Here is a 24,474-nt window from a genome sequence, read left to right as displayed (position 1 = left end):
GCCCGGCTCAGTCCCCGACGGCGGCCTGCTGCCGGGCCTCACCCTCCGCCTCGGGCCGTTCCGGTTCAGCCCCCTCGGGCTGCGCCGCGAGGCCCCGGCGCTCGGAGAGGCCGAACCGGGCCGTGAGCCGTTCGGCCAGCGGCTGGGAGTAGCGGGCGGTGAGTGGGCCGAGTACGACCAGGATCAGCACATACGCCGTGGCCAGCGGGCCGAGTGAGGGCTCGATGCCGGCCGTGACCGCGAGCCCGGCGATGACGATGGAGAACTCGCCGCGCGCGACCAGCGCGCCGCCCGCCCGCCACCGGCCACCCACGGAGATACCGGCCCGGCGCGCCGCCCAGTACCCGGTGGCGATCTTCGTCAGAGCCGTGACGACGGCCAGCGCGAGCGCGGGCAGCAGCACCGGCGGGATGCTCGCCGGGTCGGTGTGCAGTCCGAAGAAGACGAAGAAGATCGCCGCGAAGAGGTCCCGCAACGGGCTGAGCAGCGTGTGCGCGCCCTCCGCGACCTCCCCGGACAGGGCGATGCCGACCAGGAACGCCCCGACGGCGGCGGAGACCTGGAGCTGCTGCGCGATGCCCGCGACGAGGATCGTCAGGCCCAGCACGACGAGCAGCAGCTTCTCGGGGTCGTCGCTGGAGACGAAGCGGGAGATGACACGGCCGTAGCGGACGGCCACGAACAGGACGAGTCCGGCGGCTCCCAGGGCGATCGCGAGCGTCACACTGCCCGCGGCCAGCCCGACCCCGGCCACCAGCGCGGTGACGATGGGCAGGTAGACCGCCATCGCCAGGTCCTCCAGGACGAGGATGCTGAGGATCACCGGTGTCTCCCGGTTGCCCACCCGCCCCAGGTCGCCCAGCACCTTGGCGATGACACCGGACGAGGAGATCCAGGTGACGCCCGCCAGGACCACGGCGGCCACCGGACCCCAGCCGAGCAGCAGCGCGGCGGCCGCGCCGGGCAGGGCGTTGAGGGTGCAGTCGACCAGGCCCGAGGGGTAGTGGGCCTTGAGGTTGGAGACCAGATCGCTGGCCGTGTACTCCAGGCCGAGCATCAGCAGCAGCAGGATGACGCCGATCTCGGCGCCGGTGGCGACGAACTCCTCGCTCGCGCCGAGCGGGAGCAGCCCGCCCTCGCCGAAGGCGAGACCGGCCAGCAGATACAGCGGGATGGGGGAGAACCGCAGCCGGGCGGCGGCCCGCCCGAGCAGCCCGAGACACAGGATGATGGCGCCGAACTCGATCAGCAGAACAGCAGAGTGCACGCGCTCACTCCCGTCCGAGTATCGCCGCGGCGCCGTCGACGCCTTCGCGGGTGCCGACGACGATCAGGGTGTCCCCGCCCGCCAGCCGGAAGTCCGGGGTCGGGGAGGGGATGGCCTCGGCGCGACGCAGCACCGCCACCACCGACGCGCCGGTCTCGGTCCGCATCCGGGTCTCGCCCAGCACCCGGCCGTTCCAGTGGGACGTCGCGGCGATCTCGATGCGCTCGGCGATCAGCCCGAGGTCGGTGGTGTAGAGCAGGCTCGGGCTGTGGTGGGAGGGCTTCAGCGCGTCGATCAGCGAGGCCGTCTCGCCGCTCGTCAGCCGCAGCGACTGGGCGCAGGAGTCGGGGTCGTCGGCGCGGTACACGCTCACGGTACGGGCGCCGTCGCGGTGCGCCACCACCGACAGGTGGCGCTGTTCGCGCGTCATGAGGTCGTACTGGACCCCGATGCCCGGCAGTGGCGTCGCCCGAAGGCGTGGCGTGGACATGATCTCCCCTTGTTCGTCGAGTCGCGGTCCTGCGTTCCCGCCCAAAACGGTCATGCTGCCATCCCCCGTACGGTGGCGACATGGGTGCTGGCACGGATGGACACGACCGCTCGACAGGCGCGAAGCTGACCGGGACAGTGGCGTCGCCGCGGCTCGGAAGGACCGGAGGGACAGGAAGGGACGGACAGAAGAACGTGTCGCTGTTCCGGCGGATCTTCCTGCTCAATGCCGCGGGCCTGACCGTCGCCACCGCGCTGCTGCTGGGCCCGGTCACCGTGTCGACGCCGATACTGCCGGGCGAGGTGCTGGTCGTCGTCGCGGGGCTCGTGGTGTTGCTCGTCGTCGACGCGCTCGTGCTGCGGATAGGACTGGCCCCGCTGCAACGGCTCGGCCGGGCCATGGCCACCGCCGACCTGCTGCATCCCGGGGCCCGGGCACCCGTGACCGGCCCCGCGGAGGTCGCCGGGCTGATCACCACGTACAACACCATGCTCGACCGGCTGGAGACCGAGCGCGCCACCAGTTCGGCCCGCGCGCTCTCCGCGCAGGAGTGCGAGCGCCGACGCATCTCCCAGGAGCTCCACGACGAGGTGGGCCAGACCCTGACCGCCGTGCTGCTGCAGCTCAAACGGGTCGCCGACCAGGTGCCCGGGGAGCTGCGGGAGGAGGTACGGCAGGCGCAGGAGGCGACCCGCGGGGGCCTGGACGAGATCCGCCGCATCGCCCGCCGGCTGCGCCCCGGTGTCCTGGAGGAACTCGGGCTGCACAGCGCGCTGCGGTCGCTGGCGGCCGAGTTCACCACGCACGGCCTGTCCGTACGCCATCACCTCGACGGAGATCTGCCGCCGCTGACGGAGGAGACGGAACTCGTGGTCTACCGGGTGGCTCAGGAAGGGCTCACCAACACGGCCCGGCACGCGGGTGCCGATCGCGCCGAACTGCGGTTGCGGCGGGTCGTCGGCGTGGACGGTGGTGACGGCGGCGGCGTCGAGCTCCTCGTGCGGGACAACGGCAAGGGCCCCGGCCGGCTGCGGGAAGGGGCGGGGATCAGCGGTATGCGGGAGCGGGCCCTGCTGATCGGCGCCGCGCTCTCGGTCGGGGCCGGGCCGGGGGTGGGCACCGACGTACGGCTGCGCATCTCTGCGAAGACCGGCGCAGCAAAGACAGGCGCAGCGAAGACCGGCGCACCGAACACCGGCGTACCGCCGCAGCTCCGTGCCGCGACCGCATTCGAGGGAGACCGATGACGTCCGTGACGTCCGTGCCGTCCGTGCCGTCCGTGCCGTCCGTGCCGTTCGTGCCGTTCGTGCCGTCCGTATCGTCCATGGCGTCCGTGCCCGACCGGCAGTCCGGCGGGGGTCGGCCCACCCGGGTTCTGCTCGCCGACGACCACACGCTCGTGCGCCGTGGCGTACGGCTCATCCTGGACGGCGAACCGGACCTGAGCGTCGTGGCCGAGGCCGGGGACGGGGCCGAAGCGGTCGCGCGGGCCCGCGGCACGGACGTGGACCTCGCCGTCCTCGACATCGCGATGCCCCGGATGACCGGGCTCCAGGCGGCTCGCGAGCTCTCCCGCCGCCTTCCGGACCTGCGCATCCTCATCCTGACGATGTACGACAACGAGCAGTACTTCTTCGAGGCGCTCAAGGCCGGGGCCTGCGGTTACGTGCTGAAGTCGGTCGCCGACCGCGACCTGGTGGAGGCGTGCCGGGCGGCGATGCGCGACGAGCCGTTCATCTATCCCGGCGCCGAGACCGCGCTCGTACGCACCTACCTGGAGCGGATGCGACGCGGCGAGGGACTGCCCGTGCGGACCGTCACCGACCGCGAGGAGGAGGTGCTCAAGCTGGTCGCCGAGGGCCATACGACGAAGGAGATCGCCGAACTGCTCTACATCAGCGCCAAGACCGTGGAGAGCCATCGGGCGAACCTGCTGCAGAAGCTCGGCCTGCGCGACCGCCTCGGACTCACCCGGTACGCGATCAGGGCCGGACTCATCGAACCGTGAAAGGGCCGACCCATGCCCGGGTCGGCCCTCTCGTCGCGGTGCCGGCGGGTCACTTCACCGTCACGAGGACGGTCGGCGAGACGATCTTGCCCGCCATGACCCGGAGCTGCTCCTTGCCCTTGTTGTTGAACTTGGTGACCAGGGAGTAGCTGCTGCCGTTCTTGAGCACGGTGCTGGACTTCAGAGCGGTCCACTTACCGTTGTGCATGTGCAGCAGTACCACCTTGGTGCCGACCTTCACTCCCTTGGCGCGTCCGGTGAGCGTCACCGACTGCCCTGCGTGCACCTGGGCCTTGCTCACCCTGGCGGTGATCGAGCCGTTGGCCATGCCCATGCCGGTCCTGGTGGGCATGGGCATGCCGGTCTTGGTGGGCTTGGGCATGCCGGTCCTGGTGGGCTTCGCGGTGCCGGTGATGTGCGGCTTCGCGCTGCTGGTCATGATCGGCTTCGGCTTCGGGCTCGGTGAGGCCGCGGTCGGGGACGCGGCGAAGGCGCCCGCCGTCCCGGCCGACAGCAGAGTGACGGAGAGCGCGCCGGCGCCGATCGCCTTGGCACAGCGGCTGCGGAGTGTGTAATTCACGTGTGGCTCCTGACGTGACGGATCCCCCCACAAACGGATCACGCCCATATGGGCGAAATGTGCGCTTTTGAGGTTATCCACGTCATTGCCGAGCCTGCGACCGGACGAAGGCTCCATCCTCGTGCGAAAAGCGTCGAAAACCCCCATCATCCGACAAAAACGCCTGGTCGGCGGGGTTGCGGAGGGTTATCAAGTTCTTACCCAACGTCCATGGTGGCCGCTGGAAGGAGACGGTTGATCACGCACGCCCCGGACGTCGGTTCGCCGCGGATGACACCCCGAGGGGCCGACCGCGGCGAACCGGCGCCGTGTCAGCCGTCGATGCGGTGCTGGGTCCAGAACGAGGTCAGGTCCGTGGTCGTGGCGGCCTGGGCGGCCGCCTTGAACTCGGCCGTGGTCGAGACGCCGTACCAGTGCGAAGCGGCGTAGTCCTTCAGCAGCTTGGCCATGGTGGTGTCACCGAGGACGCGCCGCAGATCGTGCAGGGCGCACTTGCCGTATCCGTAGACGACGGTGGAGTACCGGGAGGAGTGGGCGTCCCAGTAGGCCATCGAGTTGGTGATCTTCTCCGCCGTCGAGGCCCAGGAGACGCTGTTCCAGCAGTTCGTGCCGGTACTGCCCAGCGCCAGGTCGGTGGCGTAGTCGGTGAACGCCTCGTCCAGCCACGGGCTGTTGTACTCGTCGTCGCCGACGATCCCGTAGAACCACTGGTGCCCGATCTCATGGGTGAGCGCCGTGGTGGAGACCAGGTCGAGGACGAACCCCGGGTACTCCATGCCGCCGAACCAGAAGTTGTTGTCGATCACGGCGTCCAACTCGCCGTACGGGTAGGCGCCGAAGCGGCCCGCGTGGGCGTCCACCGCGGTCTTCGCGGTGGTGAGCATGGACTGTGCGCTGGACGAACTGATCCCCGAGACCGAGTAGATGTTGATCGGGGTGCCCGCCGTCGACGTACCCGAGATCTTGGTGAACGGGCCCGCCGCCCACGCGAAGTCACGGACCTTGGCGGCGGTGGCCGTGGTGACCGTGCGTCCGCTGGAGCCGGGGGTGTCCACCGAGGTGCCCGTGGCCGGGACCAGCAGGGTGGTCGGGTGGTCGAGGGTCACCTTGAAGTCGGCGGCCAGGGAGTAGAACGACTCGCCGTTGTTGGTGTACGGGTCCAGGTGCCAGCCCGAGCCGTCCTTGATGGCAAGTACCGGCAGCGCGTTGCCGATCATGCTGAACGCGCCGTCGTAGCCGAAGCGGTCGGCGCCGCTGGGGACGGTGATCCCCAGGTCGAAGCCGATCGTGGTCGACTGGCCCTGCGCCAGCGGGGTCGGGAGGGCGATCTGCAGAGCGGTGCAGCCGACCGACAGGGCGCCCGCGGTGCCCCCGGTGACGTTGCTGACCGTGATCGGCATCGCGGAGCAGGTGCCGTGGTAGTTGTCCCACAGCCTCAGGTACACCTCGCTGAGCGCGGTGGAGGAGGCGTTGGTGAACGTCGCGCTCTCGTGGCCGGTCCAGCCCGTGCCGGTCGTGTTGCTGCTCAGGCTGACGGTGTACGAGGGGGCGGCCGGCGTGCGCGTGGAGTCCGCCGGCGGGGTCGTGCCGCCGGAGGTGTCGAGGGCGATGTCGTCGAGGACGAAGCTCGTCTGGAGGCTGGAGTCCTCGGTCCCGGTGAAGGCGAGGCTCACGGTCTGGCCCGCGAACGCCGACACGTCGAACGACTTCTGTACGTAGCCGGTGGCCTTGTTCAGGTTCGAGTACGTCGCCAGTGTCGTACTGCCGATCTTCGCCGTCAGCTTGTCGTACGCGGTCGACGAGGTCGTCTCGGCGGTGTCGATGTGCAGCCAGAAGGTGAGCGTGGCGCTGCTGCACCCGGACGGGATCGTGACGCTCTGCGAGAGGGTGTCGGTGTGCGTACTGCCGACACCGTTCAGCCAGGCGAAGCTGGTGCCGCCGTGGGCGCTCTGACCGGAACGGCTGGTGATCACGGTCGACGACGACTGGGTCCAGGGTGAAGTCCCGCTCTCGAAACCACCGTTGGTGACCACCTGGGCCGGAGTGCATGCGGCGGCCAGTGGTGCGGTGGGCGGCGCGGCTGCCGCCGGGGTGACGGGGAGCAGGGCGGCGGCCAACGCGGCGATGCCCAGTGCGCTCGCGGCGAGGGCCTTGTGGGGGGTCGGTCTCACACGAAACTCCTTTGAGGTGGCCGGGATTCCGGCCTGCTCGGTGGCCGCCCTGACGGCCTGGGTGCGCCGGGGGCAGCCGGGGGCTGCGCGCATCGCTTGCGCGATCGCTTGGGTGAGATTTCCGTTGCGTCTCCCTGTGGTCAGGGCGACGGCTGCGGGAAGCCTGGCAGATTTGACCGGGGCATGCCATCAGTGGCGGGTAAAAGTGTTCGCTGACCTCAAGTGTTCGGGCTCCGGCCGCGGCCACGGGCGGTACGAGTCGGTCGAACTCGGTGATCAGTGGTCCGGGAGCACGGGGTCGCCGCCCCAGTCGGCCAGGAGCCGTCGGACACGGCCGAGATGCTCCAGCAGCGTGCCGCCCGGATGCGGCATCTCGGCGGTTCCCCGCGCACGCAGGAAGGCTTCGGCACGCGACCACCGGGATGCGTCACCGTCGCCGGTCGCTTCGGGCACTTCTGGTACTCCCGGTACTTCCTCCGGTACTTCGGTCACTTCAGCCCCCTCGGGATGGGGATTCAACGTCTCGGCAGGCCACTGAGACTCCCACCATGGAGACGACTGCGGGGGCGGACCGGATACGGCCGGGGCGGGCGTTGCCCGGGAACGGTCGGGCCGGGGTCCGGACCGTTCCATGGAATGGGTGCTGCGCTCCGCGGAGCAGACGGATGTCGAGGTGATGGCCGAGCTGCGGGCGACGGTGACGCGCCCGGACCTGGAGCGGCTGGGCCGGTTCGACGAGCGCCGGGTCCGCCGGCGGCTGCGGGAATCCTTCTCCCCGGGGCACACGTCGGTCGTCATCGCCGACGGCGACTTCGCGGGCTGCGTCACGCTGAGGCCGGCCGAGGACGGGCTGTGGCTGGAGCACTTCTGTCTCGTCCCGGGCTTGCAGGGCCGGGGGCTCGGTTCAGCCGTCCTGAGCACCCTGCTGGACCGCACCGTCGCCGACGGCATGCCCGTCCGTCTGAATGTTCTGCAGGGCAGCGCCGCCCGGCGACTGTACGAGCGCCACGGGTTCACCGTGGAGGTTCCGGACCCGATCGACGTCTTCATGGTGCGACGACCGGGTGCGGGCATCCTCGGCCCGTGAGGGAAGAGGTCCGTGCGGAAAGGGGTCCGTGCGGGAAGAGGTCTGCTCCTAGGCCGCGTTGCGCCAGACCTTCACGTCCAAGGTGGCGTACGTCGTCCCGGACGAACCCCGATACGTCACGAGCCCCACGTGCCCCGTCCCGCTGACGACGCACATCTGCTGGCCGACGGTGAGGTCCTTGACCCAGATGTAACTCTTGTAGCCGGTCGCCGCCTTGCACGCATCGAGGCTCCCCAGCCGCCCCACGGGCAGCAGGGCGAGGGAGCTGCCGGAGTCGGTGCCGGGGGCGAGGACCGCCCCCGAGGAGTAGACGGCGTACGTCAGATCCTCGTCGGAGGTCCCGGTGTCCGCCTTGGACCGCACCGGAGTGTCCGCGAGATACAGGTCGTGGCTCGCTGTCATCCGGATCCCGGCGTACGTCACCGGGACAGGGGCCGTCGGGGCCGCGGGCTTGCTGGACGCGGCGGTCGGGGGAGCCGAGGTCGCGGTCCGCGCGGGCGTCGGGGGCCCCGAAGGGCTGGGCGGCAGAGCGGACTCGGCCGTCTTGGGCTTCTTCGAGGCCCGGGGGGACGGGGAGCCGGACGCCGACGGCGAAGTCTCGGCGGCCGTGGCCGACTGCGACGCGGCCACGTCCTGCGCCCGGCTGTCGTTCTTGTCGCCGTTCCCCGGGACGAGCAGCAGCGCGGCGGCCGCGCCACCGGCGACGAGTACGACCGCGGCTGCCGCCAATACCCAGCCCCGGGCGTTGCGGCCCTTGCCGCCCGTGCCCACTGCGGAGGTCCGGGCGGCGTCCGGCTCCTGCGGCTGCGGCCAGGGATGCGGAGCGTACGGACCCGGCGCGGCCCCTGGCCCCATCACGAAGGGCCCGGGCAGCGCGGCATGGGACGGTGTGGCATGGGACGGCGCGGTGGGGGAGTAGGCCATCGGAGGCCCGAAAGCGCCGGGACCGGCCGGACCGGCCGGACCGGCCGAACCGGCGGGTCCGAAGGCGCCGGATCCAGCGGGTCCGAAAGCCCCCGACGCTCCGGACGCCCCCGAAGCCCCCGAAGTCCCCGAAGCTCCGGAAGCGTCAGTGTCCGGAACCGCCTCCGCCCGGGCCCGATCCGCGCTTTCGGTACGGGCCGCGATACCCGCCGCCAGTTCGCCCGACAGCCACGCCCCGGACGCGGACCGCGCTTCGGCACCAAGATCCGCCTGGATCGTCTGGACGCGGCGTATGACCTCCTCGACGGAAGGCCGCTCGGCGGCGGGCTTGCGCAGACACCCTGCCACCAGCTCCCGTATCTCCACCGGCACGCGGCTGAGATCGGGCTCCTCGTGCACCACTCGGTAGAGCACCGCGTGCGGATCCCCGTCCCCGAAGGCGCCGCCGCCCGTCGCCGCGAACACCGCGGTCTGCCCCAGCGCGAACACGTCGGCCGACGGCATGGCATCCCCGCCGAGGACCTGCTCCGGCGCCATGTAGGCGACGGTTCCGAGGGCGGTGCCGCTCATCGTCACCGACGTGGTGTCCGCGGCCCGCGCGACACCGAAGTCGATGACCCGCGGGCCGTCCGCGGCGAGCAGCACGTTCGACGGCTTGAGGTCCCGGTGCACGATGCCCTCGCGGTGCACCGCCTGCAGGGCCTCCGCGACACCGGCGATCAGCCGCAGCACGGTGTCGACGGGCAGCGGACCGTGATCACGTACCGCGTCGGCGAGGGAAGGCCCCGGCACATAGGCGGTCGCGCACCACGGCATTGATCCCCCGGTGTCGCTGTCCACGACCGGCGCCGTGTAGAGCCCGTGCACCCGGCTCGCGGCGGCCACCTCGGCCTGGAACCGCTTGCGGAACTCGGCGTTCTCGGCCAGCTCCGGCCGGATCACCTTGACCGCGACGGCCCGCCCGCCCGGCGTGTGCGAGAGATAGACCCGTCCCATGCCCCCGGACCCGAGCCGTGCCACCAGCCGGTAGCCGCCGACGACCCGAGGATCGCCGTCCTCCAGAGGCTGGAAACTCCCCGCATCGGCCCCACCGTCGCTCAACACGCCCCACTCCACCCCGAGATCCGTTCTGTGGTGCCCCATTGCATCACGGGCCCCCTCGGCCCGGTGGGGTCGGCTGCCGACCTCGTGGCCGGGCCCGGCCCGCTCCTCGAAACCCTCGGGCGGGGGCTCTGCCGAAACCGCCTACCCTTGAGCCATGACCAGCAGCAGCGACCGGAGTCAGGCAGTGGACGTTCAGGAACCCAAGACTTATGAGGTGCGCACCTACGGGTGCCAGATGAACGTCCACGACTCCGAACGGCTCTCCGGGCTCCTCGAAGGCGCCGGTTACGTGCGCGCGCCCGAGGGGTCCGACGGTGACGCGGACGTCGTCGTCTTCAACACCTGCGCCGTCCGGGAGAACGCCGACAACAGGCTGTACGGCAACCTCGGCCGCCTCGCGCCGATGAAGACGAAGCGCCCCGGGATGCAGATCGCCGTCGGCGGCTGCCTGGCCCAGAAGGACCGCGACACCATCGTGAAGAAGGCGCCCTGGGTGGACGTCGTCTTCGGTACGCACAACATCGGCAAGCTGCCCGTCCTCCTGGAGCGCGCCCGCGTACAGGAAGAGGCGCAGGTCGAGATCGCAGAGTCGCTGGAGGCGTTCCCGTCCACGCTGCCGACCCGTCGCGAGAGCGCGTACGCGGCCTGGGTCTCCATCTCCGTGGGCTGCAACAACACCTGCACCTTCTGCATCGTCCCGGCGCTGCGCGGCAAGGAGAAGGACCGCAGGACCGGCGACATCCTCGCCGAGATCGAGGCACTGGTCGGCGAGGGCGTCTCCGAGATCACACTGCTCGGGCAGAACGTCAACGCGTACGGCAGCGACATCGGCGACCGCGAGGCGTTCAGCAAGCTGCTGCGGGCCTGCGGGCAGATCGAGGGCCTGGAGCGGGTCCGGTTCACCTCCCCGCACCCCCGTGACTTCACCGACGACGTCATCGCCGCCATGGCCGAGACACCGAACGTGATGCCGCAGCTGCACATGCCGCTGCAGTCCGGTTCGGACCCGGTCCTGAAGGCGATGCGCCGGTCCTACCGGCAGGACCGTTACCTCGGGATCATCGAGAAGGTGCGCGCAGCCATTCCGCACGCCGCCATCACCACCGACATCATCGTGGGCTTCCCCGGAGAGACCGAGGAGGACTTCGAGCAGACCATGCACGTGGCGCGGGAGGCGCGCTTCTCGGCGGCGTTCACGTTCCAGTACTCCAAGCGCCCCGGCACCCCGGCCGCCACCATGGAGAACCAGATCCCCAAGGAGGTCGTCCAGGCGCGCTACGAGCGTCTCGTCGCCCTCCAGGAGGAGATCTCCTGGGACGAGAACAAGAAGCAGGTCGGCCGCACTCTGGAGCTGATGGTCGCCGAGGGCGAGGGCCGCAAGGACGGTGCCACCCACCGCCTCTCCGGCCGTGCCCCCGACAACCGCCTGGTCCACTTCACCAAGCCCGACCAGGAAGTACGCCCCGGTGACGTGGTCACCGTCGAGATCACCTACGCCGCCCCGCACCACCTGCTCGCCGAGGGCGCCGTCCTGGACGTGCGCCGCACGCGCGCGGGGGACGCCTGGGAGAAGCGCAACGCGGCCGAGGCGCCGAAGCCCGCCGGTGTGATGCTGGGGCTGCCGAGGATCGGTGCCCCGGAGCCGCTGCCGGTCGCCACCGGCAGCGGGTGCGGCTGCGACTGACCCCGGGTGGGGGGCTCCGGGAGCGGCCGGGCGGGGTTACGCTGCCGATCATGCTTGTAGCCGCCGCAGTCTGCCCCTGTCCGCCGCTGCTCGTCCCCGAGGTCGCCGCCGGTGCGGCACCGGAACTGACCGCCGCGCGCGCGGCCTGCACGGACGCTCTGGGGGTGCTGGCCGCCTCGCGCCCCGACCTGCTGGTCGTCGTCGGGCCCGCCGAACAGAGCGGGCGCGGGCCGTTTCCGGAGGGGGCGCCGGGCTCGTTCCGCGGGTTCGGTGTGGACCTCGACGTACGCCTCGGGGGAGGGGTGTCGCTTGCCGGGGCGCCGGAGCGCCCGCTTCCGCCCTCGCTCGCCGTCGCGGCCTGGCTGCTGGAGCGCACAGGCTGGTCCGACGCCCCCGTCGAAGGACTCGGGGTGGGCGAACCTCTCGAGGCCGAGCGCTGTGTCCGGGCCGGGGCGGGGATCGTCGCGCGGGCCGACCGGGTGGCCCTGTTGGTGATGGGCGACGCCAGCGCGTGCCGGATGCTCAAGGCACCTGGCTATCTCGACGAACGCGCGGCGGGCTTCGACGCGGAGGTCGCGCGGGCGCTGGGCGCGGCGGACGTGGCGGCCCTGAAGGCGCTGGACGCCGAGCTGGCGTACGAACTGAAGGTCTCCGGGCGGGCCCCTTGGCAGGTCCTCGCGGGCGCGGCCGAGGGTGCGGACCTGGGCGGCGCCCTGCTGTACGAGGACGCGCCGTACGGGGTGGGGTACGTGGTGGCGGCCTGGTCCTAGGGCTCTTAGGACTCCTGGGACTCCGCCCGGGAAAGCCGCCGGCCGACAGAGCTGAACCCCGATACGGCCGGCTGGACACGGCGGCCCGGACACGGCGGACGGCCGGGAGCCGGTGTGCTCCGCGGCCGTCCGCCGATGCGTGATGCGTGCTGATATGTGCCCGTCAGGACGCCGGAGGCGGTGGGGGCATGTCCGGCGGCGGCGTGGCGCTGTCGGTTTCCTTGTGCGCGAGTCGGTCCATGGCGCCCTTCGCCTTGCCCGTGCCCGTCTGGATCTTGTCGCTGTACTTGCCCTTGGTCTTTTCGTCGACCACCTTCGCGGCCTTGTCGAGACCGTGGGTGACCTTGTCCCCGTGCTGTTGCGCGAGGTCCGAGACCTTGTCCTTGGCGGGTGCCAGCTTGGCTTTCAAATTGTCCAGGAGACTCATGGTCCACCTTCCCTCGCGGGACAGTTACGTGCGGGCGCCTTCGCCGGCCTCGTTGTCCGCGGCCTTCTCCGCGGTCTGCTGCTGGGGGATCTCGACATCGTCCGACGCGGCGGCCCCCGCGGGCTCGGTCGCGGCGGCCCCGTCCTCGCCCGCGGAGCCGGCCGGGCTCGCGGAGCCTTCGGACTTCTCGGGCGAACCCTTCGCCTCCTCCGTCACCTCCGCCTCGGTATCGGCCGTTCGTGTGTCGGCCTCCATCGCGGCGGTTGACGCCTCCTCCGTAGCCTTCGACCTTCCAAGAAGTCGTGCAAAAACGCCCATATCCACTCCATACGTTACTCGTGAGGGCGAAATCCCGCGTCACCCGGTGCGTCCCATTGCGTCGCACGGGTCACCGGCTCTCGAAAACCGGCGGCTGGAACCTCGCAACAGGCAACGACCCGGGGCCCGTGGCGTCACGTAGCTCGTTCGAGGAGAGGCCCCGAGGTTTGCGAGACTGTGGCGGTGAGTAGCGCACCCCCCGCCCCCCGGGTCATCGCCGTCGTAGGACCGACCGCCGCAGGAAAGTCCGATCTGGGCGTTTACCTCGCCCAACGGCTCGGCGGTGAGGTCGTCAACGCCGACTCCATGCAGTTGTACCGAGGGATGGACATCGGTACCGCCAAGCTGACGACGCAGGAGCGCGGCGGGATCCCGCACCATCTCCTGGACATCTGGGACGTGACCGTCACGGCCAGCGTCGCCGAGTATCAGCGGCTCGCCCGCGCCCACATCGACACGCTGCTCGCCGAGGGCCGCTGGCCGATCCTGGTGGGTGGCTCCGGGCTGTACGTGCGTGGGGCCGTCGACAATCTGGAGTTCCCCGGCACCGACCCCGAGGTGCGGGCCCGGCTGGAGGAGGAGCTCACGCTGCGTGGCTCCGGAGCGCTGCACGCGCGTCTGGCCACGGCCGATCCGGAGGCCGCGCACGCGATCCTGCCCAGCAACGGCCGCCGTATCGTCCGCGCCCTCGAGGTCATCGAGATCACCGGAAAACCCTTCACCGCCAACCTCCCCGGTCACGACTCCGTCTACGACACCCTGCAGATCGGCGTCGACGTCACGCGCCCCGAGCTCGACGACCGCATCGCGCGCCGCGTCGACCGAATGTGGGAGGCGGGGCTCGTCGACGAGGTGCGTGCGCTGGAGGCGCACGGACTGCGTGAGGGGCGTACGGCATCGCGTGCGCTCGGGTACCAGCAGGTGCTCGCGGCGCTCGCCGGGGAGTGCACCGACGCCGAGGCGCGCGCCGAGACCGTACGGGCCACCAAACGCTTCGCGCGGCGTCAGGACTCCTGGTTCCGGCGCGATCCCCGGGTGCACTGGCTGAGCGGCGCTGCGGCGGATCTCACAGAACTCCCGCAGCTCGCCCTGGCGTTGGTCGAACGACCGGTCACAGCCTGATCACGTCATGGCATCGGGACGCTCCGGCCGCCGTCCGGGCCTTCGGCGCCGTGCCATCATCGAGCTTCGATCGACCAAGTGGAGTCCGAGTTGGGAGGGCGCGTGGCGATGGAGGCCGGCCCTCGCGACACCGCACAGGACGCGGAGCACGACACCGCGCAGGAGCAGCAGAAGCCGCTGGAACCGCTGGATCGTCAGGACTTCGTCGGAGATCGACCGGGCCCTGACGGGGACCGGTTGGGCGGCGACGGTGAGCGGCCGGGTGCCGACGGTGCTCCGCTGAGCTCCGACGGGCCCGACGAGCCTTCCGGCGGCGTGAGCGCCGACGGGCCGGCACCGGACGAGATGGTGCCGCCCGAGGTCGAGGTCGAGCTGCGCCCGCAGCGTCGGCTGCGGATCTGGCAGCTCGCGCCGATCGTGATCCTGGCCGCGACGGGCTCCCTGATGTTCGCCTTCCCGCTGGCCTTCGAGTTCGGTGACGGCGGCGCGGTGGTCGCCATGCTCGGCCTGCTGATCTGCTCGTGCGCCGCGGGCTGGGGCATGATGGCGGCCCGCCGGGTCGGCTACGTCTGGCCGGGCCTGCCGCCGCGGGGCTCCGGCCGCCGTCTGGACTGGCGTGTCGTGCTCGCGTACGTCGTGGTGGTCGCGGCGGTGGCGGTACTGGCCGTCTGGCGCGTCGCCCGCCTCCGCTGAGGTCCGCCGTCACCTGGGTCCCCTGCCGGGACCGGGGTGTCGGACCGACCCCGTAGGATCGAGGAATGAGCACGCGGATCGCCTTCCTCAAGGGTCACGGGACCGAGAACGACTTCGTGATCCTCCCGGACCCGGAGAACGCCATCGACCTGCCCCCGACCGCCGTGGCCGCCCTGTGCGACCGCCGCGCGGGCATCGGCGGCGACGGTCTGCTGCATGTCGTCCGGTCCGCCGCGCACCCCGAGGCCAAGGAGATGGCGGCCGAAGCGGAGTGGTTCATGGACTACCGCAACGGCGACGGCTCCGTCGCGGAGATGTGCGGCAACGGAGTGCGGGTGTTCGCGCGGTACCTCCAGCGTGCCGGACACGTGGCCGAAGGGGACATCGCGGTCGCCACGCGCGGGGGCGTGAAGAGCGTGCACCTCGCCAAGGACGGCGGCATCACCGTCGGCATGGGCAAGGCGGTCCTCCCCGAAGGGGACGTCACCGTGAGCGTCGGCGAGCGCAGCTGGCCCGCGCGCAACGTCAATATGGGCAACCCGCACGCCGTCGCCTTCGTGGACGACCTCGCGCACGCCGGCAACCTGTTCACACCGCCGCCTTTCGCTCCGGCCGCGGCCTACCCGGACGGGGTGAACGTCGAATTCGTGGTCGACCGGGGGCCGCACCACGTCGCCGTGCGCGTCCACGAGCGCGGCTCCGGGGAGACCCGCTCGTGCGGGACGGGCGCGTGCGCCGTGGCCGTCGCGGCGGCCCGCCGCGACGGAGCCGACCCGGGCGCGACGGGGACGCCGTCGACGTACACCGTCGACGTGCCCGGTGGCCGTCTGGTGATCACCGAGCGCCCGGACGGCGAGATCGAGATGACGGGCCCCGCGGTGATCGTCGCCGAGGGCGAGCTCGACGCGGAGTGGCTGGACACCGTCCGGTTCTGAACGGACGTCCCGGACGATGTCGTAACCCCCGTTCCTTCCAAATCCTCGCGTCCGCAAACCCCCTGAACCTTCGCTCGAATGGGTGATCCGTTTCACGCTCGGCGAGAGGCGGTCAGTCGGGCGTGGTGGGCTCGGTAGCATCAAGCACCGGCCCGGACGGGGGAATCGGGACCAACCCCTGAGCCGTGTATGCCATGGGGCACCCCGTCCGCCGGTCTACGCAGCCGGAGGTGCCCATGAGTGCGGAGGCGACGAACCCCGCGACGCCAGCCCCTGCAACGCCCTCCCCCGGGCTCCCGGCTTCTCCCCCACTCTCGACTTCGCTCGAGCGGGGGGACCCCCATGAGCAGGGGGTACCCCCATCGCACCGCAGGAAGAGCCGACCTCGGATCGATCTGCGCCGCCTCGGCCGCGCCGCGCTGCTCGGCACGACGTCCCGCGACCGGTTGCCCGACGCGATCGGCCACGTGGCCGAGGCACACCGCGCCCACCACCCCGACGCGAACCTGGAACCGCTGCGCCGGGCCTACGTACTGGCGGAGTCCTCGCACCGCGGCCAGATGCGCAAAAGCGGTGAGCCGTACATCACCCATCCGCTCGCCGTGACCCTGATCCTCGCCGAACTCGGCGCGGAGACCACGACGTTGACCGCCTCCCTGCTCCACGACACCGTCGAGGACACGGAAGTGACGCTCGATCAGGTACGCGATGAGTTCGGCGACGAGGTCTGCTATCTCGTCGACGGCGTCACCAAGCTGGAAAAGGTGGACTACGGGGCGGCCGCCGAGCCCGAGACGTTCCGCAAGATGCTCGTCGCCACCGGCAACGACGTCCGCGTGATGTCGATCAAACTCGCCGACCGGCTGCACAACATGCGCACGCTCGGCGTCATGCGCCCCGAGAAACAGGCGCGCATCGCCAAGGTCACCAGGGACGTGCTGATCCCGCTCGCCGAACGGCTCGGCGTCCAGGCGCTCAAGACCGAGCTCGAGGACCTCGTCTTCGCGATCCTGCACCCCGAGGAGTACGAGCACACCAGGGAACTGATCGTCGACAACGCCTCGCGCGCGAGCGACCCGCTCGCCGAGATCGCCGAGGAGGTGCGCACGGTCCTGCGCGAGGCCGGGATCCAGGCCGAAGTCCTCATAAGGCCACGGCACTTCGTCTCGGTGCACCGCGTGTCACGCAAACGCGGTCCCATGCGCGGCGCCGACTTCGGACGTCTCCTGGTGCTCGTGAACGAGGACGCCGACTGCTACGGCGTCCTCGGCGAACTGCACACCTGTCTCACCCCGGTCGTCTCGGAGTTCAAGGACTTCATCGCGGTCCCCAAGTTCAACCTGTACCAGTCGCTGCACACGGCCGTCGCGAGCGGTGACGGCGAGATCGCCGAAGTCCTCATCCGCACCCACCAGATGCACAAGGTCGCCGAGGCCGGGGTCATCGCACTCGGCAATCCCTACGCCCCTCCTTCGGAGGAGCAGTCGGACGAGCAGTCCGAGGGCCGGCCGGGCGGTGGCGGACGCCCGCTGGACGGCGAGCGGGTGGACCCCACCCGCCCCGGCTGGCTCTCCCGGCTCCTCGACTGGCAGGAGGGCGCCCCGGACCCGGACACGTTCTGGTCCACGCTGCGCGAAGACCTCGCCCAGGACCGCGAGATCACCGTCTTCCGCGCCGACGGCGGCTCGTTGGGCCTTCCGGAGGGCGCCAGTTGCGTGGACGCCGCGTACGCGCAGTACGGCGAGGACGCGCACGCCTGCATCGGCGCCCGCGTCAACGGCCGCCTGGCGACGCTCAGTACGGTCCTGAAGGACGGCGACACCGTGCAGCTCCTCATGGGCCAGGACCCCGCCTCGGAGCCCTCCAGAGAGTGGCTGGAGCACGCGCACACGCCCGCCGCACGGATCGCCATCCAGCGCTGGCTGGCCGCACACCCCTCGCCCGTCGACACGGAGGACCTGGCGGCCAGGGAAGCCCCGGAAACCCCCGAGACCCCGGCCGCGGCCCTCAGGCCGTCCGCCGAGGCACCCACGGCCCGCCTCACGGACGCATCCGCCACCCGCCCCACCGACGCCCCTGCCGCCCGCCCCGCCGCCGCGAACGCCGTAGTCGACCAGCCCGGCGCCTCCGTACGCCTCGCGGGCTGCTGTACGCCCGTACCGCCCGACGAGGTGACCGGCTTCGCCGTACGCGGGGGAGTGGTGACAGTCCACCGCGTGGAGTGCGCCGGAGTGGCGCGCATGAAGAGCTCGGGGCGCGCGGAGGTGGAAGTGCGCTGGGGCGACACCACCGAGTGCCGGGTCACGCTGGTCGCCGAGTCCTTCGGACGCCCGCATCTGCTCGCCGACCTCACCGAAGCCATCGCCCTGGAGGGCGTCGCGATCGTCTCGGCGACCGTCGAACCCCCCAGCCAGCAGCGCGTACGCCACACGTACACGCTCCAACTCCCGGACGCGGCCCACCTTCCCGGGCTGATGCGCGCGATGCGGAACGTGCCGGGCGTGTACGACGTGAGCCGGGCGCAGCACGCGGCGGCTGCCATGCCGTAGCACCCGATCGGGTGGGTCCGGCGCGAGTCGTCGCCGTGGGGCGGGTGCGCGCTGGTAGCCGTGGTCCATGCTGCTCACCCCCCGCACCAGGAACCGTCGTATCCAGGGGGCGCTCCTCGCCTCAGCCGTCTCGGTCTGTCTCGTCGCCGCGAGCGCCCCGTCCCCGGCCACGCCCCTCGGCATCGGTGACCGCCTCTTCCCGCACCTGGGCAATCCCGGGTACGACGTCAAGTTGTACGACCTCTCCTTCACCTACCCCGGCGTCAACGACAAGCCGCTGGCGGCCGTCACCACGATCGACGCCGTGACGTCCGAGCGGCTCGAGCGCGTCAATCTGGACTACACCCACGGCAAGGTGGAGTCCGTCGAGGTCAACGGTGCGCCGGCGACGTTCACGAACGCCGGTGAGGACCTGGTGGTGACGCCCAGGGATCCGGTGCCCGCGGGAGGCTGGATGCGGATCACCGTCCGGCACTCGAGCGATCCGGTCACCACTGGCCACGGGGACGGCGGCTGGGTGCGGACGAAGGACGGCCTCGCCATGGCCAACCAGGCCGACGCCGCGCACATGGTCTTCCCGTGCAACGACCACCCCTCGGACAAGGCGATGTTCACCATCCACGTCACCGCGCCCGACGGGTACACGGCCGTGGCCAACGGACTGCCCAGCGGGGTCGACCACGCCGGCAAGTCCACCACGTGGACATACCGCACCGCGCACCCCATGGCCACCGAACTCACCCAGGTGTCCATCGGCCGCTCCAGCGTGCTGCACCGCGAGGGTCCGCACGGCCTGCCGGTCCGGGACGTCGTGCCCACCAAGGACAGCAAGCTGCTCGAACCGTGGCTCAAGAAGACGCCCGACCAGATCGCCTGGATGGAGAGCAAGGTCGGCCCGTACCCCTTCGAGACCTACGGGCTGCTGATGGCCGAGGCGCAGACCGGTTTCGAGCTGGAGACGCAGACACTCTCCCTCTTCGAAAGAGGCCTGTTCACGGAGCCCGCGCTGCCGAAGTGGTACGTCGAGTCGATCATGGTGCACGAGCTGTCGCACCAGTGGTTCGGCGACAGCGTCAGCCCCCGCGCCTGGTCCGACCTGTGGCTCAACGAGGGACACGCGACCTGGTACGAGGCCCTGTACGCGGAGGAGAAGGCGGACAAGCCCATGGAGACCCGCATGAAGGCGGCCTACCGCGCCTCCGACTCCTGGCGGGCCGCCGGAGGGCCGCCCGCGGCGCCCAAGGCGCCCTCCCCGGGGCAGAAGATCAGCATCTTCCGGCCGAGCGTCTACGACGGGGCCGCGCTCGCCCTCTACGCGCTGCGTCAGGAGATCGGACACCCCGCCTTCGAGCGCCTGGAGCGCGCCTGGGTCGCCTTTCACCGGGACGGCACCGCCACGACCGCGGACTTCGAGCGGCTCGCGTCCGATCTCGCGAACCGTGACCTGAGCGGGTTCTTCCGGACCTGGCTCTACGACACGAAGACGCCGCCGATGCCCGGGCACCCGGACTGGAAGAGCGACGCTCCGAAGGCGCGCAGGGGCGCCTGAGAACTCGGGTGACGAGACGGGACGTGCCGTGCGACCATCATCAGGTCGGCGGCGTGGCCCCGCGGAGGGTTGGCCCGGCGGAATCCGGGAATCTCCCGGTGGTCCCGGACGTTCTCCCTTGTGACGGGCGGTGTCCGTCGCCGAACAGGTTTCACCAGTGACGCCATCGATACCTCCAGTGACGTATCGGTGTCCCCATCGACGTAAGGATCCAATGACCTCCTCTTCTTCCCCTTCCCAGGACGCGCAGAGCCTCGCGCAGAACTACCCCGAAGGTCTTCGGGCCGATGCCCTGATGGAAGAGGACGTCGCCTGGAGCCACGAGATCGACGGAGAGCGGGACGGCGAGCAGTTCGACCGCTCCGAGCGCGCGGCCCTGCGCCGTGTGGCCGGCCTCTCCACCGAACTCGAGGACGTCACCGAGGTCGAGTACCGACAGCTCCGTCTGGAGCGCGTCGTCCTCGTCGGTGTGTGGACCACGGGAACCATTCAGGACGCGGACAACTCCCTCGCCGAGCTGGCAGCCCTCGCGGAGACCGCGGGCGCGCTCGTGCTCGACGGCGTCGTCCAGCGCCGGGACAAGCCCGACGCGGCCACGTACATCGGATCCGGCAAGGCCAACGAGCTGCGGGACATCGTCCTGGAGTCCGGCGCCGACACCGTGATCTGCGACGGTGAGCTGAGCCCCGGCCAGCTGATCCACCTCGAAGACGTCGTCAAGGTCAAGGTCATCGACCGTACGGCCCTGATCCTCGACATCTTCGCCCAGCACGCCAAGTCCCGAGAGGGCAAGGCGCAGGTCGCGCTCGCGCAGATGCAGTACATGCTGCCGAGGCTGCGCGGCTGGGGTCAGTCGCTGTCCCGTCAGATGGGCGGCGGCAAGGGCGGCGGCCTCGCCACCCGTGGTCCCGGTGAGACCAAGATCGAGACGGACCGGCGTCGGATCCGCGAGAAGATGGCGAAGATGCGCCGGGAGATCGCGGACATGAAGACCGGCCGCGAGATCAAGCGCCAGGAGCGCCGCAGGAACAAGGTGCCCTCGGTCGCCATCGCCGGGTACACCAACGCGGGCAAGTCCTCCCTGCTCAACCGCCTCACCGGCGCGGGCGTGCTGGTCGAGAACGCGCTGTTCGCGACCCTCGACCCGACCGTGCGCCGGGCCGAGACCCCGAGCGGGCGGCTGTACACCCTGGCCGACACGGTCGGGTTCGTACGCCACCTGCCGCACCACCTCGTCGAGGCGTTCCGCTCCACGATGGAGGAGGTTGGCGACTCCGACCTGATCCTGCACGTGGTGGACGGCTCGCACCCGGCGCCGGAGGAGCAGCTCGCCGCCGTGCGCGAGGTCATCCGCGACGTCGGTGCGACCGACGTGCCCGAGATCGTGGTGATCAACAAGGCGGACGCGGCCGACCCGCTGGTCCTCCAGCGGCTGATGCGGATCGAGAAGCGTTCCATCGCGGTCTCGGCCCGCACCGGGATGAACATCGACGAGCTGCTCGCGCTCATCGACAACGAGCTGCCCCGCCCCTCGGTCGAGATCGAGGCGCTCGTGCCGTACACGCACGGCAGGCTGGTCGCGCGCGCCCACTCCGAGGGCGAGGTGATCTCCGAGGAGCACACCCCGGAGGGCACCCTGCTCAAGGTGCGGGTGCACGAGGAACTGGCGGCGGACCTCACGCCGTACGTTCCGGCGCCGGTCGCGCTCTGACCCTCCCGTTGCCGCCCGCGGCGACGTACGAAGGCCCGCCCCCTCTCGCAGGGGGCGGGCCTTCGCCGTGGCCGGGTGAGCGCGGCGCCTACTGTCCGCCGTACCGCTTGCTCATGTTCTCGTAGAGCGCCTGCGCGCCCTTGCCGAGCTGCGGCCCGGCGAGCCAGGCGTTGTCGGCCGGGCCGATCGAGGTGTTCGAGACCAGCTCGGCCTTGCCGTCGACGACCCGGAACCAGCCGCCGCCGGAGGAACCGCCGGTCATGGTGCAGCCGATGCGGTACATCGTCGGCAGGCCCGGGCTCAGCGACAGCCGGCCCGGCCGGTCGACGCACTTGAACATCTTCAGGCCGTTGTACGGCGGCGCGGCCGGGTAGCCCCAGGCGCCCATCGTGCTGACGTCCCGGGCGGAGGGTGCCGAGAAGTCCACGTCCAGCGCGTTGCCGACCGTCTCCTCCAGGGACTTCGAGCCCTGCTCCGGCTTCACGTGCAGGAGCGCGTAGTCGTACGGGGCGCCCGCGCCGCCCGTCTCGTCGCCGCCCGCGATCCACTGGTTCGAGGTGGAGGCCCAGTCGGCCCACCACTGGCCGTATGGGGCGATCTGCGCGGCGGAGGCGTTCCTCAGCTCGGACTCGGACCTGCCCTGGTCGTTGTACGCGGGCACGAAGGCGATGTTGCGGTACCAGCCGCCCTTGCCGCCGGCGTGCACACAGTGGCCCGCCGTCCACACCAGGTTGGACTTGCCCGGGTGGTTGACATCCTTGACGACGGTCCCGGAGCAGACCATCGAGCCCTCGGGGGAGTCGAAGAAGACCTTCCCGACCGGGGCGGCGTGGTCGTGGTACGGGATCTTCTCCGCCGTGGCCTCGACCGGCGCCGGATCCGGGTCGCTGACGCCCTGGTCGGCCGCCGTGTCCTTCGCCGAGATCGTCTTGTCAGGGTCCTTGGCGGACTTCATGCGCTCGGGCTTCCACAGCCCCGCGATCACCGGGTTGACGAAGTCCTTGGCCTCACTGAGCCACTTGTCCTTGTCCCAGTTCTTCCAGCCGCCGTTCTTCCACTGGTCGACGTCGATGCCGTGCTCTTTGAGCTTGCTCTTGACGGCGTCCGGGATCTTGATCTTGTCGTCGCCGCTCCCGGAGCCGTTCTGGGACCCGTTCTGCGACGAAGAGGCGGTGGACTGACCGCTCCCCTTGTCGTCGCCCGAGTTGCAGGCGGTGGCGGTGAGTGCCAGGGCGGCGGCGAGGCCGGTGGCGGTGAGAACGCGGCGTCGGCCGCGCCCACGTACGGAACGCATGCTGGTGAAACCCCCGTTGAAGTACTGACACCTCACTATGCCCGGGCAATTGAGGACGAACGCCGGTGGAGTGGTGAAGGTTTCTGTGCACCACCCCACCGGCGCCCGTGCGGCCCGTGTGCGAGCCCTGTCAGGCCCGTCGGGTCACCGGCCCGCGCATCGTCGTCTCACTGGCTCGCGAACTTCTTGCTCACCGAGTCGTACACACCCTTGGCGACCGCACCCAGGTGCGGACCCGCCAGCCAGCCCGCGCTGACCGGGCCGATCGAGGTGTTGGACACCAGGGCGGGCTTGCCGTCCGACCCGGTCGCCACCCAGCCGCCGCCGGACGAACCACCGGTCATGGTGCACCCGATGCGGTACATCGTCGGGTCCGCCTTGGCGATCGACAGTCGGCCGGGCCTGTCGGTGCACTGGTAGAGCTTCTGCCCGTCGAACGGCGCCGCCGCCGGGTAACCGGTCGCCGTGATGCTCGCGACCTTGGGCACGGCCGGGGCGTTGAAGTTCACCGGGAGCGCCGAACCGACCGTCTCCTCAAGGGACTTGCCGTTGCTGCCCTTCTCCGGCGTCACATGCAGGACCGCGTAGTCGTACGACGCGCCCTGGCCGCCGGTGGAGCCGCCCTGGGCGATCCACTGGTCCGAGGTCTGAGCCCCGTCGCTCCACCAGACGCCGTAAGGAGCGACCTCCGTCCTGGCTGCGTTCTGCAACTGTGCGGACGTCCTGCCGGCGTTGTTGTACGAGGGAACGAAGGCGATGTTGCGGTACCAGCCGCCCTTCTTGCCGGCGTGCACACAGTGGCCCGCGGTCCACACGAGGTTCGACTTGCCCGGGTGCGCGGGGTCCTCGACCACGGTCGCCGAGCAGACCATCGTGCCCTCGGGAGAGTCGAAGAACACCTTGCCCGCCTCGGGCACGCTGTCGTGGTAGGCGGCGCTCACGGCCTTCGCCGCCACGGGCGCCGGAGTGGCGTCGGTGACGCCCTGGTCACCGGAGAGGTCGTTCTCGTCGACGCCCTTGTTCTTGTCCGGGTCGTCGGCGCCGCGCATGCGGTCCGGGTTCCACAGCCCCTTGATGATGGGGTTGACGAAGTCGTTGGCCTCGCGCAGCCAGTCGTCCTTGTTCCAGTTCTTCCAGGCGCCGTTCTTCCACTTGTCGATGTCGATCCCGTGCTCTTTGAGCTTGTTCTTGATGTCGTCCGGGATCTTGATCTTGTCGTCGCCGCTCTGGGACGCCGACGCGCCGGCCTGGCCGCTCGCGTTGCTGTCGCCCGAGTTGCAGCCGGTGGCGGTCAGCGCCAGCGCCGCCGTCAGGCCGACGGCGGCCAGTACGGGGGAGGTTCTGCGGCGCGCGCTCCTCCCTCGACGAGCGGCGAAGGGCGGGCGTATGGATCGCATGGTGTAACTCCCCCTGGACGTAAGAGAACCTGTCAGGATCCGCCGATCCGGAGTCCCTGGGTGCGGGACACAGGTGCATCGTTCGGTGTCTCTGAACGGCACCACACACTATGCGCTCGCTGTGGGGGACATCCTCCGGAACGGCAACGGTTTCGCTACGGGCTGCCTGATCCGGCCGGCGTCCAGGGATGTGATCACCCATGGCCGAGATCTACTTTCGCGGCCTGCACGGGGGCTGGGCGGCAGCCGCCGCAGGAAACCTGTAGAGCGGCTCGCCAGGATCGTCGGGACAGCAGTTCCGTACGCGTTTGTGAGGTGTACACCGTGCCGAATCCGTTCGAGAACGACGACGCGTCCTGACCCGTGCGCCGAGGGGGCCGTGGTGGCTTGGACC

21 protein-coding genes are annotated in these 24,474 nt (G+C 70.7%); 11 read left to right on the top strand and 10 right to left on the bottom strand.

Annotated features, from left to right (window positions below; genetic code table 11):
* Nucleotides 1-7 precede the first annotated feature (7 nt).
* Nucleotides 8-1,267 carry a cation:proton antiporter gene (locus ACFVWD_RS35375; RefSeq protein WP_389602092.1) on the bottom strand — a complete coding sequence of 420 codons (1,260 nt, stop codon included), beginning with the start codon at nucleotides 1,265-1,267 and terminating at the stop codon, nucleotides 8-10.
* Nucleotides 1,268-1,271: 4 nt separating this feature from the next.
* Complete coding sequence (locus ACFVWD_RS35370) at nucleotides 1,272-1,757, bottom strand: cation:proton antiporter regulatory subunit (protein WP_389602091.1); 486 nt, start codon at nucleotides 1,755-1,757, stop codon at nucleotides 1,272-1,274.
* Between the two features lie 194 nt (nucleotides 1,758-1,951).
* Here ACFVWD_RS35370 and ACFVWD_RS35365 point away from each other — a divergent pair, with 194 nt between their 5' ends.
* Nucleotides 1,952-3,004: a HAMP domain-containing sensor histidine kinase gene (locus tag ACFVWD_RS35365; protein ID WP_389602090.1), complete on the top strand. Its 1,053-nt coding sequence runs from the start codon at nucleotides 1,952-1,954 to the stop codon at nucleotides 3,002-3,004.
* Nucleotides 3,005-3,081: 77 nt separating this feature from the next.
* Nucleotides 3,082-3,765 (top strand): response regulator, encoded by a 684-nt coding sequence (locus ACFVWD_RS35360; RefSeq protein ID WP_389602140.1) that lies wholly within the window; start codon nucleotides 3,082-3,084, stop codon nucleotides 3,763-3,765.
* 49 nt (nucleotides 3,766-3,814) lie between these two features.
* On the opposite strand, the gene ACFVWD_RS35355 is transcribed toward ACFVWD_RS35360, so the two are convergent.
* The 3 genes from ACFVWD_RS35355 to ACFVWD_RS35345 form a co-directional block, all read right to left on the bottom strand.
* Nucleotides 3,815-4,345 (bottom strand): hypothetical protein, encoded by a 531-nt coding sequence (locus tag ACFVWD_RS35355; RefSeq protein ID WP_389602088.1) that lies wholly within the window; start codon nucleotides 4,343-4,345, stop codon nucleotides 3,815-3,817.
* Between the two features lie 311 nt (nucleotides 4,346-4,656).
* Entirely contained in the window at nucleotides 4,657-6,516 is a 1,860-nt protein-coding gene (locus ACFVWD_RS35350; protein WP_389602086.1) for a M1 family aminopeptidase, read from the bottom strand.
* A gap of 276 nt (nucleotides 6,517-6,792) precedes the next feature.
* Nucleotides 6,793-6,969 carry a DUF6817 domain-containing protein gene (locus ACFVWD_RS35345; RefSeq protein WP_389602084.1) on the bottom strand — a complete coding sequence of 59 codons (177 nt, stop codon included), beginning with the start codon at nucleotides 6,967-6,969 and terminating at the stop codon, nucleotides 6,793-6,795.
* Nucleotides 6,970-7,147: 178 nt separating this feature from the next.
* On the opposite strand from ACFVWD_RS35345, the gene ACFVWD_RS35340 reads away from it, so the two are divergent.
* The gene (locus tag ACFVWD_RS35340) at nucleotides 7,148-7,603 is read left to right on the top strand and encodes a GNAT family N-acetyltransferase (protein WP_389602082.1); all 456 of its coding nucleotides are present in this window, start codon (nucleotides 7,148-7,150) and stop codon (nucleotides 7,601-7,603) included.
* Nucleotides 7,604-7,651: 48 nt separating this feature from the next.
* Here ACFVWD_RS35340 and ACFVWD_RS35335 read toward each other — a convergent pair whose 3' ends face one another.
* Entirely contained in the window at nucleotides 7,652-9,631 is a 1,980-nt protein-coding gene (locus ACFVWD_RS35335; protein WP_389602080.1) for a protein kinase, read from the bottom strand.
* A 154-nt stretch (nucleotides 9,632-9,785) separates the two neighbouring features.
* On the opposite strand from ACFVWD_RS35335, the gene miaB reads away from it, so the two are divergent.
* Complete coding sequence (miaB, locus tag ACFVWD_RS35330; protein ID WP_389602078.1) at nucleotides 9,786-11,315, top strand: tRNA (N6-isopentenyl adenosine(37)-C2)-methylthiotransferase MiaB; 1,530 nt, start codon at nucleotides 9,786-9,788, stop codon at nucleotides 11,313-11,315.
* A gap of 50 nt (nucleotides 11,316-11,365) precedes the next feature.
* Nucleotides 11,366-12,085, top strand: a complete 720-nt coding sequence (locus ACFVWD_RS35325; protein ID WP_389602076.1) for a class III extradiol dioxygenase subunit B-like domain-containing protein — start codon at nucleotides 11,366-11,368, stop codon at nucleotides 12,083-12,085.
* Between the two features lie 163 nt (nucleotides 12,086-12,248).
* Here ACFVWD_RS35325 and ACFVWD_RS35320 read toward each other — a convergent pair whose 3' ends face one another.
* Together ACFVWD_RS35320 and ACFVWD_RS35315 are read right to left on the bottom strand one after the other, a co-directional pair.
* Complete coding sequence (locus tag ACFVWD_RS35320) at nucleotides 12,249-12,512, bottom strand: antitoxin (protein WP_389602074.1); 264 nt, start codon at nucleotides 12,510-12,512, stop codon at nucleotides 12,249-12,251.
* Nucleotides 12,513-12,536: 24 nt separating this feature from the next.
* Nucleotides 12,537-12,728 (bottom strand): gliding motility protein, encoded by a 192-nt coding sequence (locus ACFVWD_RS35315; RefSeq protein ID WP_389602072.1) that lies wholly within the window; start codon nucleotides 12,726-12,728, stop codon nucleotides 12,537-12,539.
* Nucleotides 12,729-13,013: 285 nt separating this feature from the next.
* On the opposite strand from ACFVWD_RS35315, the gene miaA reads away from it, so the two are divergent.
* The 6 genes from miaA to hflX all read left to right on the top strand — a co-directional run bounded on the left by miaA (nucleotide 13,014) and on the right by hflX (nucleotide 21,389).
* Complete coding sequence (gene miaA / locus ACFVWD_RS35310) at nucleotides 13,014-13,952, top strand: tRNA (adenosine(37)-N6)-dimethylallyltransferase MiaA (RefSeq protein WP_389602070.1); 939 nt, start codon at nucleotides 13,014-13,016, stop codon at nucleotides 13,950-13,952.
* Between the two features lie 108 nt (nucleotides 13,953-14,060).
* Nucleotides 14,061-14,645, top strand: a complete 585-nt coding sequence (locus ACFVWD_RS35305) for a hypothetical protein (RefSeq protein WP_389602138.1) — start codon at nucleotides 14,061-14,063, stop codon at nucleotides 14,643-14,645.
* Between the two features lie 65 nt (nucleotides 14,646-14,710).
* Nucleotides 14,711-15,580: a diaminopimelate epimerase gene (gene dapF, locus ACFVWD_RS35300; RefSeq protein ID WP_389602068.1), complete on the top strand. Its 870-nt coding sequence runs from the start codon at nucleotides 14,711-14,713 to the stop codon at nucleotides 15,578-15,580.
* A gap of 236 nt (nucleotides 15,581-15,816) precedes the next feature.
* Nucleotides 15,817-18,129: an HD domain-containing protein gene (locus ACFVWD_RS35295; protein ID WP_389602066.1), complete on the top strand. Its 2,313-nt coding sequence runs from the start codon at nucleotides 15,817-15,819 to the stop codon at nucleotides 18,127-18,129.
* 67 nt (nucleotides 18,130-18,196) lie between these two features.
* Nucleotides 18,197-19,678, top strand: coding sequence for a M1 family metallopeptidase (locus ACFVWD_RS35290; RefSeq protein WP_389602064.1), 1,482 nt, complete (start codon nucleotides 18,197-18,199; stop codon nucleotides 19,676-19,678).
* Nucleotides 19,679-19,892: 214 nt separating this feature from the next.
* Nucleotides 19,893-21,389: a GTPase HflX gene (gene hflX, locus ACFVWD_RS35285; protein WP_389602062.1), complete on the top strand. Its 1,497-nt coding sequence runs from the start codon at nucleotides 19,893-19,895 to the stop codon at nucleotides 21,387-21,389.
* Between the two features lie 88 nt (nucleotides 21,390-21,477).
* On the opposite strand, the gene ACFVWD_RS35280 is transcribed toward hflX, so the two are convergent.
* Both ACFVWD_RS35280 and ACFVWD_RS35275 read right to left on the bottom strand, forming a co-directional pair.
* On the bottom strand, nucleotides 21,478-22,683 hold the full coding sequence (locus ACFVWD_RS35280) for a trypsin-like serine peptidase (RefSeq protein WP_389602060.1): 1,206 nt from the start codon (nucleotides 22,681-22,683) through the stop codon (nucleotides 21,478-21,480).
* A gap of 167 nt (nucleotides 22,684-22,850) precedes the next feature.
* Nucleotides 22,851-24,080 carry a trypsin-like serine peptidase gene (locus ACFVWD_RS35275; RefSeq protein ID WP_389602058.1) on the bottom strand — a complete coding sequence of 410 codons (1,230 nt, stop codon included), beginning with the start codon at nucleotides 24,078-24,080 and terminating at the stop codon, nucleotides 22,851-22,853.
* Nucleotides 24,081-24,474: the final 394 nt, after the last annotated feature.

Origin of the sequence: Streptomyces sp. NPDC058086 (genome assembly GCF_042885015.1) — a bacterium.
Taxonomy (GTDB): domain Bacteria; phylum Actinomycetota; class Actinomycetes; order Streptomycetales; family Streptomycetaceae; genus Streptomyces.
The sequence above is the reverse complement of the archived record's forward strand: the minus strand, read 5'-3'. Positions and strand labels throughout refer to the sequence as shown.